We start from the raw sequence: 16,216 nt of genomic DNA, 5'->3' as shown, positions 1-16,216 counted from the left end.
GGCTTATGACTCAACAATCCCGCTAGCTGACCGTCTCGATAACGCTTCGCCCATTTTTGGACCGTGACCCGATGACGACCTAATAATTTGGCAGCTTGCTGGATTGTCGAAGCCTGTTCGCTTTTAAGCAAATAGAGGAATTGAATTCGCTCTTTTGACGAGGCCGTTTTTTGACTTCTCAGGAGAGCTTTGAGCTCGTCTTCACTTTCGGTAATTTCAAGATGGTAAATGCCTGACATCGCTCACATTGAAGGCTGCACCTCAGTTCTACCATGTGTAGCTCTTAATTACAGAATTGGTATAAATTGTTTTGTTAGTGACGCCAACATGGCAGACATTAAAGCAGCAGTAGCGGTGTTAGAGCCTATTTTAGAGACTTATGTGAGGCTTGAGAAAGTATTGGCTGACCAAGCATACAAGGGAGCCTTAGGAGAGATCATAAAACACGTTCATCACTGTATTTTAGAGGTCACAACAAAACTAGGAGAGGGATTTGTCCCGGATCCTTATCAATGGGTTTCGAGAGAACATTCGCTTGGTTAGATAAGGCCAGACGTCTATGCCGAGACTATGAGGTGTTACCTGAGAACCATGAAGGAGCAGTCTATGTGGTCATGATTCGCTTAATGTTGCATCGGTTGATCGATAACCGACGACGGTAGACATCAAAAACTTCTCAGGCTGCTTAGTATTAGTTTACGAACCCACTCTAAGGGTAGTCGTTTTACATCCTTAGAACGATCTCAAAAGACTGGAGATGATTTTTTCGAGATAGAGAGCTATTTTCCTCAGTTACTCATTACGACATTTCTCTTAAAGCCATGTAGACTAATAAGTGTAACTTTTGTAAATTTGCAAATGACTGAACTTGCGTACATGGCACAATCGCTTAGAATCTTATGTAAGTAATTGTTCCTGAAATTCATACTATAAGCAGAACCGATCAAGATATTGCTGAATCAAGTCAGGTTTAGCTGCCTATGTTGAATGGATATAGGATCATCGATGCAGATTCCCATGTGATCGAGCCACCCCAAATGTGGAGTAAATATCTTGATCCTGAGTTTGAGGAGTTTATACCTTCCTTGGATATGAAAATCAAGGGAGCATCGATTACCCATAAAATCTCTCCACAGGTTCAGGATGTGGGCAATCAGCAGATGATGCAGGCCCATCCCCAAGCCTACTTAAACCGCTACGATCCTGAATCCCATGTCCAGTCAATGATCCAAATGGGTGTGGATATTGCCTTTGTTTATCCTACCTATGGGTTATGGCTGTGGGCGATTGATAGTATGGCACCAGAGGTAGCGGGAGCATTTACGCGAGCTTACAACACTTGGCTGTTTGAAGAGTTTTGCAGCTATGATCCGGAGCGGTTGAAGGGAGTAGGCGCAGTTAACCCCCACCAACCAGAGAAGATGGTGTCAGAGTTGCACCAAATTATTAAGTATGGTGGCAAAGCCGTGTTTCTCCGTCCCAATCCGGTAAAAGGCAGGTTGTTAAGTGATCCTGCATTTGAACCGTTTTGGTCTGAGTGTGAAGCCTTGGAAATTGCCGTCAGTATTCATGAAGGAACCCACAGTCAGCTTCCCACAGTTGGTGCAGAGAGATTTAATAGTCGTTTTGCCCTTCATGCCTGTTCTCATCCCATGGAACAGATGATGGCATTGTTGGCTTTAATTGAGGGGGGAGTATTAGAGCGACATCCAAAGCTAAAAGTAGGATTTCTCGAATCAGGCTGTGGTTGGCTATCCTACTGGCTCTGGCGTTTAGATGAAGAATATGAGAATTTACATTGGGAGGTCAAAGATAATGTCAAAATAAAACCATCAGACTATTTTCGTCGCCAGTGTTTTATTGCCGTCGAGCCTTCTGAGCCCTATTTAGCCGAAGTAATTACGCATATCGGTGTTGATAACTTCATTTTTGGTTCGGATTATCCTCATATGGATCATCAACCTGATGCAATTGAAAAACTTCTTAAGCTAGAACCTCAGTTATCTCAAGGCGCTTTGCATCAAATACTTTGGGATAACCCTAGTCATTTCTATGGATTATCCTAGCTAGCTCGTTCAATGTTCAATTTTGACTATATCTGCGAGTAGTTGAGTTCTTAACAGCATATATTTGGAGGATATTATGTTTGGTACCAGAAACTTTCTTGTTAGTGTTCATGATCCTGACAAAAAGCACACTGATGAAATTGATATAAAAAGATTATTACGACAAACAAAACAGATTTCTCAAATCATTGCTTATACATGGTTAGATGAAGATAAAGATGTATGTAAAAACTTAGATGATTGCTTTAAGGATCCTAAGAGGTTAAAAAAATTACTTTATGCGTATGATGCATCTAGTAATGAGTATAAATGGCTTGAAAAAGTCTTTAAAGATCAAGAAGGCCCCTCTCTCCCTATATTTAGTCGTGATGAGATAGATTCAGATATTTATGAGTTTAAAGTCTTACATAGTCAATTTGAAGGTAAGATAACCGACGCTGACCCTGGCTCAAAATCAATTCTGACCATGTGGATTCCTTACCCCCCATGTCCTCAGATTTCTGATAAGCCAAATGAGCCTGGTGAAGCGATTGCGCCGATTTATAAAGGAGATTTGGAAGAATGGATCAAAGATCCTTCGGATGAGAAGCCTTATTATGCGAAAAATCCCTATATTCCTACGACTTGTTCTTGAGTTGAGAGAGTATGATTCTGTGACTTAGTCTACTCATACATATTGAGAGTTTTAGGATATTTTGATAACTTAATGTGAGCTATAGTTACTCTCAATTCTTCCTAAGGAAACGACTTTTATACCTTTTTTCTTATGAGGTACAAGAGTCGTTTTAAACGTTTTAATTGTTTAGACTGATTCAAGAGAAAGAAGCGGATATTTAGAAGCATTTAGAGATAAACAAGTAGAAATCTGAATGAATCTGACTTCTATTAGCATTTGAATTTGTTGATCTGAAACATTTTATTTTTAGGCTTTTGAAGGTACAAGAAATGACTCTTAAAGATCCCCAAAAGCTCTTGCCTAGTGCAATCGAAGATAAATGGCGCATAGAGGAGATGATATTAGATATACCTCCTCACGGTATTCCCGTACATAAAAAGAGTCTTGAAAAATTTTATGATACTTCTCAGAAAAATAAAAATTCAATTATATTACAGCCAAGTTTAGCTATTACTTCAGAGTTAGGCTTGCCCAAATATCCAACAATTGCTTATTTATATCCCCAAGAGTATATAGCGAAGAACTTATCTAGTCTTTCTACGACGCCAACCGTGATTGATCTGTTAGATCTTGACGAGAAACTACATTATTTTGCAGATCACTATGGCATAGCAATCAAACCCCAGTATGTTAGGGCAATTGTCGGCAACACTTGTAACCTGAAATGTGTTATGTGCCCGTACCACAGTCCACTCATTAAGCCAAACCATACAACGGATTTCTTTCAAGGAAACCGGGCTATGTCCTGGGAGATGATGACTAAACTCGCGGCAGAATGTGGACAGGCTGGTATTGCCATAATGGTAGGCAGCTTAGAAGAGCCATTACTGCATCCAAAGATTGTAGATTTTATTCAATTATGCAGACAACAAGGTGTTCCTAGCATCCACATGACCACCAACGGTCAACTACTAGATGAAGAAAAAGCCATTGCTCTATTAGCAGCAGGGTTAACCAGCATCGATATCAGTATCGATGCATTTGAAGTCGATACTTACAAACGAATTAGAGGTAGCAATCTGCATCGAGTGCGAGCTAATGTACTTAATTTTATTCAACTTCGCGATCGCCTTGGTGTTCCATGCAACGTAAGAACATCATTCGTGAGAAATCAGGGTAACTCCAATGACGAGGAACAAGCATTTCAAGACTATTGGCTCGAAAAAGTTGATGGCGTATTTATGCTTAATCTCGCTCAGTATCAGGAGACCAACATGCGCCTAAACCAGGAAAATCAAGCTGTTCAAGATTCAATTCAATATTATCGACAAAAGTCCCAAGGCAGATGGCCCTGTATGTATCCCTTCACAGAAGTGGCTGTTTTGCCTGATGGGAGAATATACTACTGTATTGAAACTTTATTCCGACTCGGCTTTGATCAAGAGATTGAAAGTTTAGGGGATTATAACAAGCAAACGCTACAAGAGATTTGGTCTGGAGACCTATTTAGAGCATTAAGGCGAGATTTGATCCTTAATCAGTTAGATAACCGTCCAGCTTGTAAGCAATGTGATATGTGGATGTCACAGGTTAAGTTCCAATCGGTTAAGGAGGGAATTCATAGGACAACAACAAATGTCACTGAGATTTATCAAAAGATTTAGATGATGATAAGTGAATGGACAAAACTATCCATCAATCTGGGCTATTTCTATAAGAAACGCTCCGCGCACGACTCCGCGGTTCGGCTGAGCGTTCGACTGAGCTCACGCCGAAGTCTCACCATTGAAGTCTCAGCCCTCACCTTCTCTAAATTAGCTGGTTGAGTGGAGTCGAAACCAGCGGTGTTAGGGACGTTTACTTTCGGCTATCTACTTACCAAATTTATGCCTTGAGATCCTATGACTTTCACTATCACTGTTGAGGAGACGTATCCATGAAAAATATAGAAGATTATCAGATTATCGAAAAAATCTATGAAAGCGATAACTCCTTAGTTTATAGAGCTATTATCACTTCAAATAAACAACCAATTATTCTGAAAATCCTAAAAGAAGACTATCCTACTCCCTCAGAGCTCAATCGATATAAACTCGAATACGAAATTACCCATAACCTCAATGCAGATGGTGTGATTAAGGCCTATGACCTGAAACGATACGAAAATACGCTGGTCATTCTCTTAGAAGATTTTGGTGGTCACTCACTGAATTTTTGGTTATCCACATCTAAACTGAGCTTAGAAGAAGTTCTCTCCATTGCTATTAAAATTACTGAGAGCTTAACGGCTATCCACGTCGCAAATGTTATTCATAAAGATATTAATCCCTCAAATATTATCTACAATCGAGAAACTGGACAACTGAAAATCATTGACTTTGGGATTTCAACTCATTTAGGTTGGGAAAATCAATCAGTTCAAAATCCTAATCATCTGGAAGGTACTCTAGCCTATATTGCTCCTGAACAAACAGGGAGAATGAATCGCGGCATAGGTTATCGGAGTGACTTTTATTCACTCGGTGTCACCCTCTACAAGCTGTTAACAAATCAACTGCCTTTTGAAACAACTGACCCAATAGAGTTAGTTCACTGTCACATTGCACAGCAACCTGATAGTCCCAACAAGATATGCCCGTCTATTCCGCTAACAGTTTCTAAGATCATCATGAAATTGTTATCTAAAATCCCTGAAGAAAGATACCAAAGTGCCTGGGGTCTAAAAACAGATTTAGAAAACTGTCTCAGCCAATTGCAGTCTCAGGAAGAAATCTCCGATTTTCCTTTAGGAAGTCAAGATTTTTCTAGTTGGTTTCATATCCCTGATAAACTCTACGGGCGTGAGCGAGAAATCAAGCAACTTTTAGCGTCCTTTAAGAGAGTTTGCCAAGGCAGCTCAGAGATAACTATGATCTCTGGCTATGCAGGCATTGGCAAATCAGCATTGGTTGAAGAACTTCAAACCACAATTTTCCGCCAACGTGGATACTTTATTAAGGGAAAGTTTGATCAGTTTAATCGTGATCTGCCCTATGCTGCTATTTCTCAAGCATTTCAAGATTTAGTACACCAAATACTAACTGAATCTGAAATAGCATTACAAAAGTGGAAAAACACAATTTTAGAAACTTTAGAACCTAATGCTCAAATAATTATTGATGTGATTCCTGAATTGGAGCAGATTATTGGACATCAACCACCAGTTGAGGCCTTAGGAAGTACTGAGACTCAAAATCGATTTAATTTAGTTTTCAAAAAATTCATCAATATTTTTACTCAAAAAGATCACTCACTCGTCTTTTTTCTCGATGATTTACAATGGGCAGATCTGCCGTCTTTAAAGTTAATCGAGCTATTAATGATTGATGGAGGCAATCCATATCTGTTTGTGCTTGGAGCGTATCGAGATAATGAGGTCCATACTACCCATCCTTTAATACAAACCCTGGAGCAGATTAAGCAGACTGACACTGTAGTCAGTAATATCTTGCTACCGCCCATACAAGTAAAGCATATCACCCAACTATTGGCAGATACACTTAGGTGTTCAACCCAGGAAGTAAGCTCTCTGGCAAAGCTGGTCAGTCAAAAAACACATGGCAATCCTTTTTTCTTAACTCAGTTACTAAAGTCACTCTACCAAGAGAAATTATTGCACTTTGATACTCATCAAAAGTTGTGGGAATGGAACATTGAGGATATTAACGAAATTAGTATTACCGACAATGTTGTTGACTTACTGGCCAGAAAAATCAAGATGTTAGAATACAATACTCAAGATATTCTTAAATTTGCTGCTTGTATTGGCAATCAATTTGATTTAGAAGTGCTCTCTTTGGTTAGGGCCAAATCTCAAACTGAAACAGCTAAAGAATTGCAAATAGCAATACAGGAGGAATTGATTCTACCTCTGAGTCATGACTATAAAATACCGCTGGTTTGGAACCAAGCAGAAATATCGAATAATACAGATACTGCTTCACCTCTACATCTCACCTTACCTCAGATCAACTACAGATTTTTACATGACCGTGTCCAACAAGCAGCCTATACTTTAATTTCACCAGCAACAAAGAAAGAAGTTCATTTACAGGTTGGCAATTTACTACTGGAAAGTACAGAACAAGATTCAGTAGAAAAAAATATCTTTGATATTGTCAATCATCTGAATGAGGGCATAGCGTTAGTAACGCAGCAAACCCAGCGAGACCAGATAGCTCAACTAAACCTTTTTGCTGGTAAGAAAGCTAAGGCCTCTACGGCATATCAACCTGCCTTAAGGTATTTAGAGACGGGTTTGAAAATGCTTTCAAAAGATAGTTGGCATAAGAATTATGCATTATCTCTTGATCTTCATCTAGAAACCTTAGAAGCTGCATATCTCAATCAGAAAATAAATCAAATTAAAACCCTATCCAATGTGATCTTGAAACAAGCTAAGCAAGCATTAGATACCATAAAAGTTTATGAAGTTAATATGCTGTTTTACCATTCTGATTGCCAACAGCAAGAAGCTATAAACTTTGGTCTTCAATCTTTGAAAAAACTAGGTATCTCTTTACCTCGGGATTCAGAGGATATAGCTAAGAAAATCGATCAAACAACGATAGAGATCAACTCTTATTTAAAGCATCATAGCCTTGAAGATTTGCAAAATCTTGAACCAATGTCAGATCAAGATAAATTAGCTACTTTGTCTATTTTGCAGAGGTTGATTTCTCCAACTATAACTACTGATTTTCATTTGTTTATTTTAGTTATATTGTTCCAATTAAATCTTTGTTTCAAGTACGGTAGTCCACCTCAGGCCCCCAGCATATATGCTTATTACGGTCTTATATTATGTGCAGTAAATAAAAATATTAATCTAGGATATGAGTTTGGCAAGCTAGCCATAAGATCTTTAGACAATTCCAATACTTCAAAGCTAGATGCTTTAGTAATGCATCTCTATTATGGCAATATATGGCATTGGAAAGAATTCTTACGTGATAAAACTGCACAACTTCAGATATTAGATGGATTCCAAAAGGGTATAGATGCTGGGGATAATGAGTTTGCTTGTTATGCATCCATCAGCTTATGTTTAATGTCTTTTTTTGGAGGTGACCTCTTAGATGAGGTTGATGCTAAATATACTAATTTCCTAAACAAGATAAAAACTCTACAACATGAGTTCTCAAGTAATTATATAAGGGTGTGTCACAGCATTATTTTGCGATTGCTTAAAGAATCTACTTTAGAAGAGGTCTTAGTTATTGGAAAAACTACTCAAGAAGAAAATGATTATTTGAATACTTGGATGTGTAATCAGGATGCATGGTTGCTTTTCATTGCTTACTTTACAAAGACAATTTCATCCTATTTCTTCAAAGACTATCGACAGGCTGCTGAGTTTTCTGTTGAATCAGGAAAATACATTCAAGCTTGTTCAGTCTATTTGCCTGCACCACAATTCAATTTTTATTCTTCGCTTTCATTTCTTGCTCACTATGAAACTGATATAGAAGATGGGCAGAGGCTATTAGAAAATGTCAGTCAAAATCAAAATGAGTTAAGAGAGTTGGTTCGTTATTGTCCAGCCAATTTTCAAAATAAATATGATTTAGTAGAAGCTGAAAAAGCAAGAATTTTAGGGAAGCATTGGGAAGCGAGTGAGCTTTATGAAAAGGCAATTCAGGGCGCTAAAAAATACGAATTTATTCACGAAGAAGCCTTAGCCTATGAGCGAGCTGCTGAGTTTTATCTGAACCGCGGTAGAGAAGAGACTGGACAATTGCACCTTCGAAATGCTCACCATTGTTATACCCGTTGGGGAGCAAAGGCTAAAGTCAAGCAATTAGAGGAAGAGTACCCTCAGTATTTATTAGGCATAATATCTAGAGGGAAATCCCAGCAGCTAAGTACAACCATCTCCACCACAGGATCTGGCGGCGAGAGTCTTGACCTTACCACGGTGTTGAAAGCAACCCAAGCTATTTCTGGTGAGATTAAGCTAGGAAAGCTGTTGCAAAATCTAATGAGAATTATGATTGAAAATGCAGGTGCCCAAACCGGAGCCCTGCTGCTAAAACGCCAGGATAACTGGGTGATTGAAGCCCAAGGCACAGTTGGCGGCGACAACATTACCACCTTGGCATCTATTCCCATAGACTCTGCTGAATCTGAAAATTCTGCGCCGATTTTGCCAGTATCGATTATCAACTATGTCGCCCGCACCCAAGAGCCTCTTGTGTTAAGTGAGGCGGTTCATGTAGGGCAATTTATGAATGATCCTTATATTAAGGTAGCCCAAAGTAAATCCATTCTCTGTGCACCGTTGCTGAATCAAGGCCAGATAAAAGGCATTGTCTATTTAGAAAACAATTTAACTACGGCAGCCTTTACCTCAGACCGAGTTGAACTCTTAAATATACTGTCTGCCCAAGCGGCTATCTCCATTGACAACTCAAGACTGTATCAAACCCTAGAGCAGCGAGTAGAAGAACGGACCCAAGAACTGTCTCAGACTCTGGAAGTCCTCAAAGCAACTCAGGCAGAGCTGATTTTTGAAAACGATCTGCTCAGAAGTGCTGAACAAGCTCCTACCTTTGATTATCAAGTGGGTGGTAGCTTACCCATGGATGCCCCTACCTATGTGGTAAGGTCCGCCGATAGAAATCTCTACAAGGTCTTAAAACAGGGAGATTTTTGCTATATTCTCAATGCTCGCCAGATGGGTAAATCTAGCCTGATGGTACGGATGTTGCATCATCTCCAGCGGGAAGGGTACAGCTGTGCTGCCATTGATATGACTCGCTTGGGTAGCGAAACAGTCACCCCTGAACAATGGTACAAAGGTTTTGTTGTAGAACTATGGCGTAGTTTTGACTTGATTAGTAAAGTCAATCTTAAAAACTGGTGGGCTGAGCGCAAAGATGTTTCACCAGTTCTCAGACTGAGTCAATTTATTGAAGAATTTTTGCTGATTGAAGAAGACTCTGATGAATCCCTACAAAAAAGAGTAATTCTGTTGGACGAAATTGATAATCTCTTGGGTCTGAGTTTTCCAGTCAATGATTTTTTTGCACTGATTCGCTCTTGCTACAATCAGCGCAGTATCAATCCAGCCTATAGAAGTTTGACCTTTGCTCTGTTGGGTGTGGTGACGCCATCAGATTTAATTAGCGATCGCAAACGTACTCCCTTCAATATCGGTCAGGCTATTCCCCTAGAAGGCTTTAAAGAACACGAAGCCCAACCATTGCTCAGCGGGCTAGCCGAAAAGGTGAGCAACCCGCAAGTATTGCTGAAAGAAATCTTAGCCTGGACAGGTGGGCAACCCTTTTTAACCCAAAAACTTTGCAAACTCGTTCGTAGCACTACCGACTCAATTCCCACAAATGGAGAAGCGGCATGGATTGAAAAGCTAGTGCGAGAGCGGGTCATTGAAAACTGGGAATCTCAGGATGAACCAGAGCATTTAAGAACTATTCGCGATCGCATCCTCAACAGCGACCAACCAGCCAGCCAGTTACTCAATCTCTACAGTCAGGTTTTAGAACAAAATGCAAGTAAGGACGTGATTGCAGACGACAGTCCAGAAGAAAAGGAGCTGCTCTTATCAGGCTTAGTTGTCAAACAGCAAGGAAGCTTGCAGATCTATAACCGGATTTATCAATTAGTATTCGATCGTCAATGGGTGCAGACGCACTTGCAAATCGCATCAAACGCTGGTTCTTAAGCGGAATGGGCTTTCATAAAAGCATCAGCTCCAATTAAGTGCATCTGTAGCAACCAATGCCACTTATCTATAGAACAAGCCCCAAAACTTGTAAAAAGCCCAAAGGTTTTCAAAGCGGGTGGGGGGAATCGAACCCCCATCATTAGCTTGGAAGGCTAAGGTTTTACCACTAAACTACACCCGCAAGTTCAAGCTTTTGATTGACCAGCTTTACTTCAAGCCTGTGCTTGACCAGCTTTGCTAGGTTAGCACAGTTTGCTGCCAGGGAGCCTGCTCAGATTATTTTTTCTTTAGCCCGTAGAAAATTGTAGGGTTAGCTGCATGCGATCGGTAATGATGGCCTGCTGACCAGTGTAGGCTGGGGCAAACTGTATAGCGTTGGGATTCACGCTGAGAGTATGGGTCAGTAAACAGCTGGCAACTTGAGCTGCTAGCGTATCTTGATCAGGGGGTGGAAATACCTGCAAGACAGAGCCATTGGCGTCGATCACTAGCCCGACGGTGACTTCACCCGCTGGTAAGGCGTCATTGCAAGCATGGTCGGCAACGATCAATGTTGATGTGCTTTGCAGCTTGGGTAAGACATCTGGCCAATCACCAGGGGTGCCAGGTGGCACCGTCGGGGTGCCGACGATATTAATTGATATTGAGCCATCGCCAATTTCATTCGTAGGATTTTGTACATCCTCTTCTACTGAAGGCTGATTTTCTGAGAGTGGTGGGCTTTCTGGCGCAACTTCATTCGGTGTTTCGCTACTGTTGTCAGGTTCGGTTGCTGGCTTCTCAGTCGTCTCTGTATTAACGGGAGGCTCGGTTACTGGCTTTTGTGACGTCGTTTCTGGTTGGGGTGGCGGCTGCGTAGATGGTTGATTGCTTACTTGAGGTACAACCGTAGGATTTTGACCACCCAGCGGGGGCTCTGGTTCAGGAGAACTAACGCTGGCAGGAAGCTGCTCAGGGGGGGCAATCGGCGCAACTGTCTCATCTACCAGGGTGACCGGAATATTGACCGAACTACTATCCGGGACGTCTACTTGCAACATGACGGGCAAGCTCACGATCAGCGCACCCGCATGGAGTAGTAAGGACACTCCAGCCAAGGCTGGCCAGGGTATTTGAGGCAGCTTAGTTAGATTTGAGTTGACCATAGATGCTCCCACCACGGGCCGGTTATCTCTTTTTAACGTAGAGGGTGGGCGATCGCATCCTCATCCTCATAGCACACTTCACCAATTGGCAGTGGCTTACCTCCAATATATAAAGCTCAGATCGCAAAAACGTCTACCGATGGTCGGTAGACGTCGACAATCTATATTTCACGAAAGCTCACTATGCAGCCATTGGCGGTTCGACTATCTTTGCTGGTTCCGAAAAGCCATGGTCCATAGGTGGCAAACCGGAGGTTAACAGTGCTTTTAACTTAGGAATTTCAGCACTGTTATAGACCCGGAATTCACTATGTACAGTAGCACTGACCTGACGCACCGCCTGATTGATCACCAGAGATCCCTTGGGATCAGACTCAGATCGATGGAATGTACCCGGCGGAATCCGCAAAATTCTCGCATTTTGCTCAAGACGAACCCGATGGAACGGATATTCCCAACTAAAGTTAACTAAATAAAACGTTCGCCCACCAGATAGTGCTAATAGATTGTCTTCTTGACGAGGATGTAAATAAAACTGCCAATCGCCCATCTTAGTACTGTGGGGACTGATGGCAGGACCATCATGAAAGACTAAATCGCGAGCATTGGAATCGGGAACCGTGATGTCAAAAAATTGGACGCTAGGAGTATCTCTAAACTTTTCAAATGTATATAGTTCAAACATAGGAGTTAAGGGTGACTGATCTATCGTGATGATGAACTTAGGCTAACGATGTCTACTTGCAGGATCAAATCGCCCAGCGGGGTATATTTATTCGCTAACCGCATAAGTCCTCTCTATGAACATTTCCCAGCTTCAGGTGCTTGTGACCATTAGCCAATGCGGCAGTTTTTCGGATGCGGCTATGCAGTTAGAGATGTCACAGTCAGCAGTGAGTCGTGCGATCGCATCTCTTGAAAATGAACTCAATGTCCCCTTGCTTGTACGCGGGCGCATGGGTGCCAAGCTCACCACCATCGGCGCAAGTGTAGTTAGCCATGCAAAACAGATTTTAGAATTGCGTGAATCGATCGAATACGAAGTAAATCTCGAAAAAGCTCTCTACAATAGCCGTTTACGTATTGCCTCTTTTCGTAGCGCCGCCACCCACATTCTGCCGCCCAAAATTGCCGAGTTTCAACGAAACTACCCACGGGTAGAAGTTAGTCTAGATGAATTTGACCCAGCCGGAGTCGAACAAGCACTACGATCTGGCGACGCCGACTTGGGGTTGTTGCCTTTACCCCGCTCCGAAGACTTTACAACGTGGGAAATTACTCGGGATGAGTATGTAGTACTCCTCCCCAAAGCCCAACATCCTACAGCCAAGCCTATTACTTGGGATGAGCTATCCACCCGTTCTTTTATTTTGCTTAACTACGCTGAATGCACCACCGCAGTAAGAGAACATTGGTCACGCTGGCAACAGCCATTGAAAGTGGCCTACAACGTAAAAGAAGATTCCACCATTGTGAGTATGGTGGCCCAAGGACTGGGAGCTGCTATCTTACCGCGTTTAGCAGCCATGCCCATTCCTGATACCGTCGACAGTTGCCCCCTACCTGTACCCCTAGAACGGGTGATTGGCGTGGCTATCTTGGCTAACGTGCCGCCATCACCGGCTGTCACCAGGTTTTTAGAAGTTATGAAGGACAGCTAAGGATCACTATGAGGAGACCACACCATGGATGATTTTTGCGAATGGTTGAACGATCTACTCAATGGGGCTAACGAGCTGAGTTTTTGGGTCACTAGAAATCGTCCAGTCAAAATAGAGCCCATCCTTGTTGGAGGATTCTGCGTAAGCTTGATATCTCGTATTCTTATCCCTGGTCCCTTAGGTTGGGTGCCACTCATCCTCTTTACAGTGATGATTTTGAGAATGCCTACTACAGATGACGATTAATTGGCTCATGCCCGCATCACCGTGACCTTCACACAGTCAGTGAGATTAAATTGAAGCTAGAACAGTCATAGCCTGACAATGTTATCAAATCCAGATAAATTAGGCCTAACAATTCTTAATTCACAGGGAATCGGATAAAACTGTTGTGTATTATACGGTTATCAAGATTAAATTGTTGCTTCTGATACCACATTAAGGATTTTTAGCATTATGGCTCAGCTTACCGTCAACGAAGTGCTCTCCAAGGTTAGCCATCAGCAATCGTTGCGTCGAGCTGAGCTGAGCAAGATAGATCTAGGAGGAGCCGCACTGGACCGAGGGAATTTTGCCCATGCGTATCTACGGCAGGCAAATTTGACCGGGGCGTCCTGCGAAGGTACTGACTTTTCGAAAGCCACCCTAGTTCTAGCAGTACTTGCAGACGCTCGCTTTGATAAAGCCCGATTGGATGCGGCTGAATTGACCCGTGCTCGTTTAGAACGGGGTATTTTCCGGGAACTACAGGCACCTAAAGCCAAGTTCCATGGAGCACATCTCACTGAAGCTGACCTATCATTTGCCACATTGACCCAGGCCGATTTATCCAATACCATTTGCCATCGCACTCGCTTCAGTTGGGCAAATCTAGTCAAGGCTCAGCTGACTGATTCTGACTTTAGTGAAGCAGTCTTTGAAGGCGCTAATCTGACTCGCAGCAACTGGCATCGTGCAACATTGCGGAGTGCGAATTTGCAACAAGCTGACCTGGAGGCAGCTCGGTTACGCGAAGCTAACTTGAATGGCGCTAATTTAACTAGAGCTAACTTGCTCAATGCCCTTCTGGAGCAAACACAGCTAGACGGTGCCGTATTGATGGAAGCCCAGGCTGACTGGGCAACATTGAATGGAGCTAGTTTGATTGAAACTGACTGGACTGATGCATCTATGATGGGTGCTCAGCTAGAGGGGGCTAATCTTGCTGGCGCTAATTTAGCAGGTGTGAACTTGCAGCAAGCGAACCTTGAAAATGCCAACTTGACAGCGGTTAACTTCACCGATGCCCAAGTCGCAGGCGCTATTTTTACTGACGTTCAAGGCTTAACTGCAACTCAGATTACTTGGCTAAAACAAAATGGAGCTCTAAACCTACCTAAATAAGGTCTCCGATTCTCAGTGAGACGCATTTAGGAGGGCACATGCCGTTCTCACTTGAGTTCAATGGATATACAGACATTTTGGCAACGGTATCGCAGCGCCGAACGTAGTTTCTGCAGTATTCACCTTAAAAGTGCTGATTTTTATCAAGCCAACCTCAGCGGCTTAGATTTTAGGCGTAGTCACCTGTCTAAAAGCAGTCTCATTTGGGCCGATATTAGTGGTGCTATTTTTACAGGCACCCACTTGCAAGATACGGTTGCCATCTGGCTCCAGGGATTTTGGGCTGATTTGGCTGAAGCAGATGTAAGTCGAGCTGATTGGAGCTGCGCTAATTTGACAGCGGCCAATCTAGAGCGAGCAAATTTTGCCCAAGCTAAGTTGAATGGTGCCACCTTAAGTGAGGTATCGGCTCAGGACGCTAATTTTGCCAAGGCTCAGCTTTGGGGAGCTTGGGCTGCTAAGGCCGATTTTAGCGGTGCTTGTTTAGCTCAGACTAACTGGGCAACAGCTCAATTGACAGAAACCCAATTGACAATGGCAGACGTCAGTTGGAGTAATCTCTCACAGGTTCTCGGTAGAAAAGCAAACTTTACCGCCACTTGTTTAGAGGGCAGCAACCTCAGCCATGGAAACTTTACGGAAGCGTGTTTTCGAAGCGCTGACCTTACAGCCACTAATCTACAGGGCGCTTGTTTACAGCGAGCGAATCTGCAAAATGCCGATTTACGCAGCGCAGATTTAACGGATGCTAAGTTATCAGGCGCTGACTTAACCGGAGCAAATCTGCAAGGTGTAACCCTCACCAACACTTTGTTGACTGATGCGATAGGGATCTCCAGGAACCGTCAAGATCCTACTGAATATCTACCTGATGTGGCAGTTCCAGCGTTCAGATAGTTAGAAATCGGGTTTTTCAACTAAACAGAAAAAGGTGAGAGCTACTGTACAAGCGAGGGTAGCTGCTGCGGATGGGTCACACCCTAGAGTCTGAATCGGAAAGTAAAGACAAATAGCCAGCACCCCGGACAGACCGATCGGAGCTGTGAGAAACGCAAACACCTCTTGGGCAGATTCTAAAAATTCTAATAGTCTGAGAAATCGATCGAGTAGTGTCATCGCTGTAGCATCTCCTATCCGAGCAGCTGATCGAAGACATTTGCAAAGATGGGGCTGGGGACTTTGCCCACCCACGTTTTAACCTCATGATGTTGGGCATTAAGCAAGGTGAATTGAGGGACGCCAGACGCGCCATAATCTGCCACCTGGGTTGCCCATTGAGGGTTATCAATATCTATCATAACGAAGTTAATGGTTTGGCCATATTGCTGATGCAGGTCAGCCATGGTGGAGGACATACCCTGGCACGTAGTACACCAGTCGGCGTAGAACTCTATCAGTATGGGATTTGAGGATGCGATCGCATCTTCATAGGAGACAGCCTCAGCTGCCATCGACTTAAGCGTCATCAGTCCAGACAGTGGCGTAAAGCTCGTCGTCGTTGCGGCGGGACGAGTAATCAACAACGTCACCAATGCAGCCATCAGAACTGCAATTACAGCACCAAGCACTTTGACTGACGGGTTAGCCAACCTTTCCTTAGCGGTAAAAACCATCAACCT

14 protein-coding genes and 1 tRNA gene are annotated in these 16,216 nt (G+C 42.7%); 9 read left to right on the top strand and 6 right to left on the bottom strand.

Going from position 1 to position 16,216, the window contains the following annotated elements; genetic code table 11:
- A partial coding sequence (locus N836_RS60175; RefSeq protein ID WP_023073499.1) for a helix-turn-helix domain-containing protein occupies positions 1-239 on the bottom strand: 239 nt, incomplete at its 3' end.
- 88 nt (positions 240-327) lie between these two features.
- Between N836_RS60175 and N836_RS77150 the strand changes: the two genes are divergently transcribed.
- The 5 genes from N836_RS77150 to N836_RS60150 all read left to right on the top strand — a co-directional run bounded on the left by N836_RS77150 (position 328) and on the right by N836_RS60150 (position 10,405).
- Positions 328-543, top strand: coding sequence for a hypothetical protein (locus N836_RS77150; protein WP_023074485.1), 216 nt, complete (start codon positions 328-330; stop codon positions 541-543).
- Between the two features lie 437 nt (positions 544-980).
- Positions 981-2,066 carry an amidohydrolase family protein gene (locus tag N836_RS60165; RefSeq protein ID WP_023074484.1) on the top strand — a complete coding sequence of 362 codons (1,086 nt, stop codon included), beginning with the start codon at positions 981-983 and terminating at the stop codon, positions 2,064-2,066.
- A 76-nt stretch (positions 2,067-2,142) separates the two neighbouring features.
- The gene (locus N836_RS60160; protein WP_023074483.1) at positions 2,143-2,700 is read left to right on the top strand and encodes a hypothetical protein; all 558 of its coding nucleotides are present in this window, start codon (positions 2,143-2,145) and stop codon (positions 2,698-2,700) included.
- Between the two features lie 311 nt (positions 2,701-3,011).
- Positions 3,012-4,346, top strand: a complete 1,335-nt coding sequence (locus N836_RS60155) for a radical SAM/SPASM domain-containing protein (protein ID WP_023074482.1) — start codon at positions 3,012-3,014, stop codon at positions 4,344-4,346.
- Between the two features lie 272 nt (positions 4,347-4,618).
- Positions 4,619-10,405, top strand: coding sequence for an AAA family ATPase (locus N836_RS60150; RefSeq protein WP_023074481.1), 5,787 nt, complete (start codon positions 4,619-4,621; stop codon positions 10,403-10,405).
- Positions 10,406-10,518: 113 nt separating this feature from the next.
- On the opposite strand, the gene N836_RS60145 is transcribed toward N836_RS60150, so the two are convergent.
- The 3 genes from N836_RS60145 to N836_RS60135 form a co-directional block, all read right to left on the bottom strand.
- Positions 10,519-10,589, bottom strand: a tRNA-Gly gene (locus N836_RS60145).
- 106 nt (positions 10,590-10,695) lie between these two features.
- Entirely contained in the window at positions 10,696-11,553 is an 858-nt protein-coding gene (locus N836_RS60140) for a hypothetical protein (protein WP_023074480.1), read from the bottom strand.
- Between the two features lie 181 nt (positions 11,554-11,734).
- Positions 11,735-12,238 carry a hypothetical protein gene (locus N836_RS60135; protein ID WP_023074479.1) on the bottom strand — a complete coding sequence of 168 codons (504 nt, stop codon included), beginning with the start codon at positions 12,236-12,238 and terminating at the stop codon, positions 11,735-11,737.
- A gap of 115 nt (positions 12,239-12,353) precedes the next feature.
- Here N836_RS60135 and N836_RS60130 point away from each other — a divergent pair, with 115 nt between their 5' ends.
- The 4 genes from N836_RS60130 (at position 12,354) to N836_RS60115 (ending at position 15,494) form a co-directional block, all read left to right on the top strand.
- Positions 12,354-13,214: a LysR family transcriptional regulator gene (locus N836_RS60130; protein WP_023074478.1), complete on the top strand. Its 861-nt coding sequence runs from the start codon at positions 12,354-12,356 to the stop codon at positions 13,212-13,214.
- Positions 13,215-13,238: 24 nt separating this feature from the next.
- Positions 13,239-13,460, top strand: a complete 222-nt coding sequence (locus N836_RS60125) for a hypothetical protein (protein ID WP_023074477.1) — start codon at positions 13,239-13,241, stop codon at positions 13,458-13,460.
- Between the two features lie 210 nt (positions 13,461-13,670).
- Positions 13,671-14,597 carry a pentapeptide repeat-containing protein gene (locus N836_RS60120; protein ID WP_023074476.1) on the top strand — a complete coding sequence of 309 codons (927 nt, stop codon included), beginning with the start codon at positions 13,671-13,673 and terminating at the stop codon, positions 14,595-14,597.
- A 60-nt stretch (positions 14,598-14,657) separates the two neighbouring features.
- On the top strand, positions 14,658-15,494 hold the full coding sequence (locus N836_RS60115; protein WP_023074475.1) for a pentapeptide repeat-containing protein: 837 nt from the start codon (positions 14,658-14,660) through the stop codon (positions 15,492-15,494).
- Here the strand turns inward: N836_RS60115 and N836_RS60110 are convergent, their stop codons facing one another.
- Together N836_RS60110 and N836_RS60105 are read right to left on the bottom strand one after the other, a co-directional pair.
- Entirely contained in the window at positions 15,495-15,713 is a 219-nt protein-coding gene (locus N836_RS60110; protein ID WP_023074474.1) for a hypothetical protein, read from the bottom strand. It abuts the gene before it with no gap.
- 14 nt (positions 15,714-15,727) lie between these two features.
- Positions 15,728-16,210: a thioredoxin domain-containing protein gene (locus tag N836_RS60105; protein WP_023074473.1), complete on the bottom strand. Its 483-nt coding sequence runs from the start codon at positions 16,208-16,210 to the stop codon at positions 15,728-15,730.
- Positions 16,211-16,216: the final 6 nt, after the last annotated feature.

The organism is Leptolyngbya sp. Heron Island J, assembly GCF_000482245.1.
Classification (GTDB): domain Bacteria; phylum Cyanobacteriota; class Cyanobacteriia; order Phormidesmidales; family Phormidesmidaceae; genus Leptothoe.
The sequence above is the reverse complement of the archived record's forward strand: the minus strand, read 5'-3'. Positions and strand labels throughout refer to the sequence as shown.

What these genes read in the sequence shown, in the direction of transcription:
- N836_RS77150 (WP_023074485.1), top strand. Translation starts at nt 328, where the DNA reads ATGGCAGACATTAAAGCAGCAGTAGCGGTGTTAGAGCCTATTTTAGAG.
- N836_RS60130 (WP_023074478.1), top strand. Translation starts at nt 12,354, where the DNA reads ATGAACATTTCCCAGCTTCAGGTGCTTGTGACCATTAGCCAATGCGGC.
- N836_RS60140 (WP_023074480.1), bottom strand. Translation starts at nt 11,553, where the DNA reads ATGGTCAACTCAAATCTAACTAAGCTGCCTCAAATACCCTGGCCAGCC.
- N836_RS60110 (WP_023074474.1), bottom strand. Translation starts at nt 15,713, where the DNA reads ATGACACTACTCGATCGATTTCTCAGACTATTAGAATTTTTAGAATCT.
- N836_RS60135 (WP_023074479.1), bottom strand. Translation starts at nt 12,238, where the DNA reads ATGTTTGAACTATATACATTTGAAAAGTTTAGAGATACTCCTAGCGTC.
- N836_RS60105 (WP_023074473.1), bottom strand. Translation starts at nt 16,210, where the DNA reads ATGGTTTTTACCGCTAAGGAAAGGTTGGCTAACCCGTCAGTCAAAGTG.
- N836_RS60165 (WP_023074484.1), top strand. Translation starts at nt 981, where the DNA reads ATGTTGAATGGATATAGGATCATCGATGCAGATTCCCATGTGATCGAG.
- N836_RS60160 (WP_023074483.1), top strand. Translation starts at nt 2,143, where the DNA reads ATGTTTGGTACCAGAAACTTTCTTGTTAGTGTTCATGATCCTGACAAA.
- N836_RS60120 (WP_023074476.1), top strand. Translation starts at nt 13,671, where the DNA reads ATGGCTCAGCTTACCGTCAACGAAGTGCTCTCCAAGGTTAGCCATCAG.
- N836_RS60115 (WP_023074475.1), top strand. Translation starts at nt 14,658, where the DNA reads ATGGATATACAGACATTTTGGCAACGGTATCGCAGCGCCGAACGTAGT.
- N836_RS60155 (WP_023074482.1), top strand. Translation starts at nt 3,012, where the DNA reads ATGACTCTTAAAGATCCCCAAAAGCTCTTGCCTAGTGCAATCGAAGAT.
- N836_RS60125 (WP_023074477.1), top strand. Translation starts at nt 13,239, where the DNA reads ATGGATGATTTTTGCGAATGGTTGAACGATCTACTCAATGGGGCTAAC.
- N836_RS60150 (WP_023074481.1), top strand. Translation starts at nt 4,619, where the DNA reads ATGAAAAATATAGAAGATTATCAGATTATCGAAAAAATCTATGAAAGC.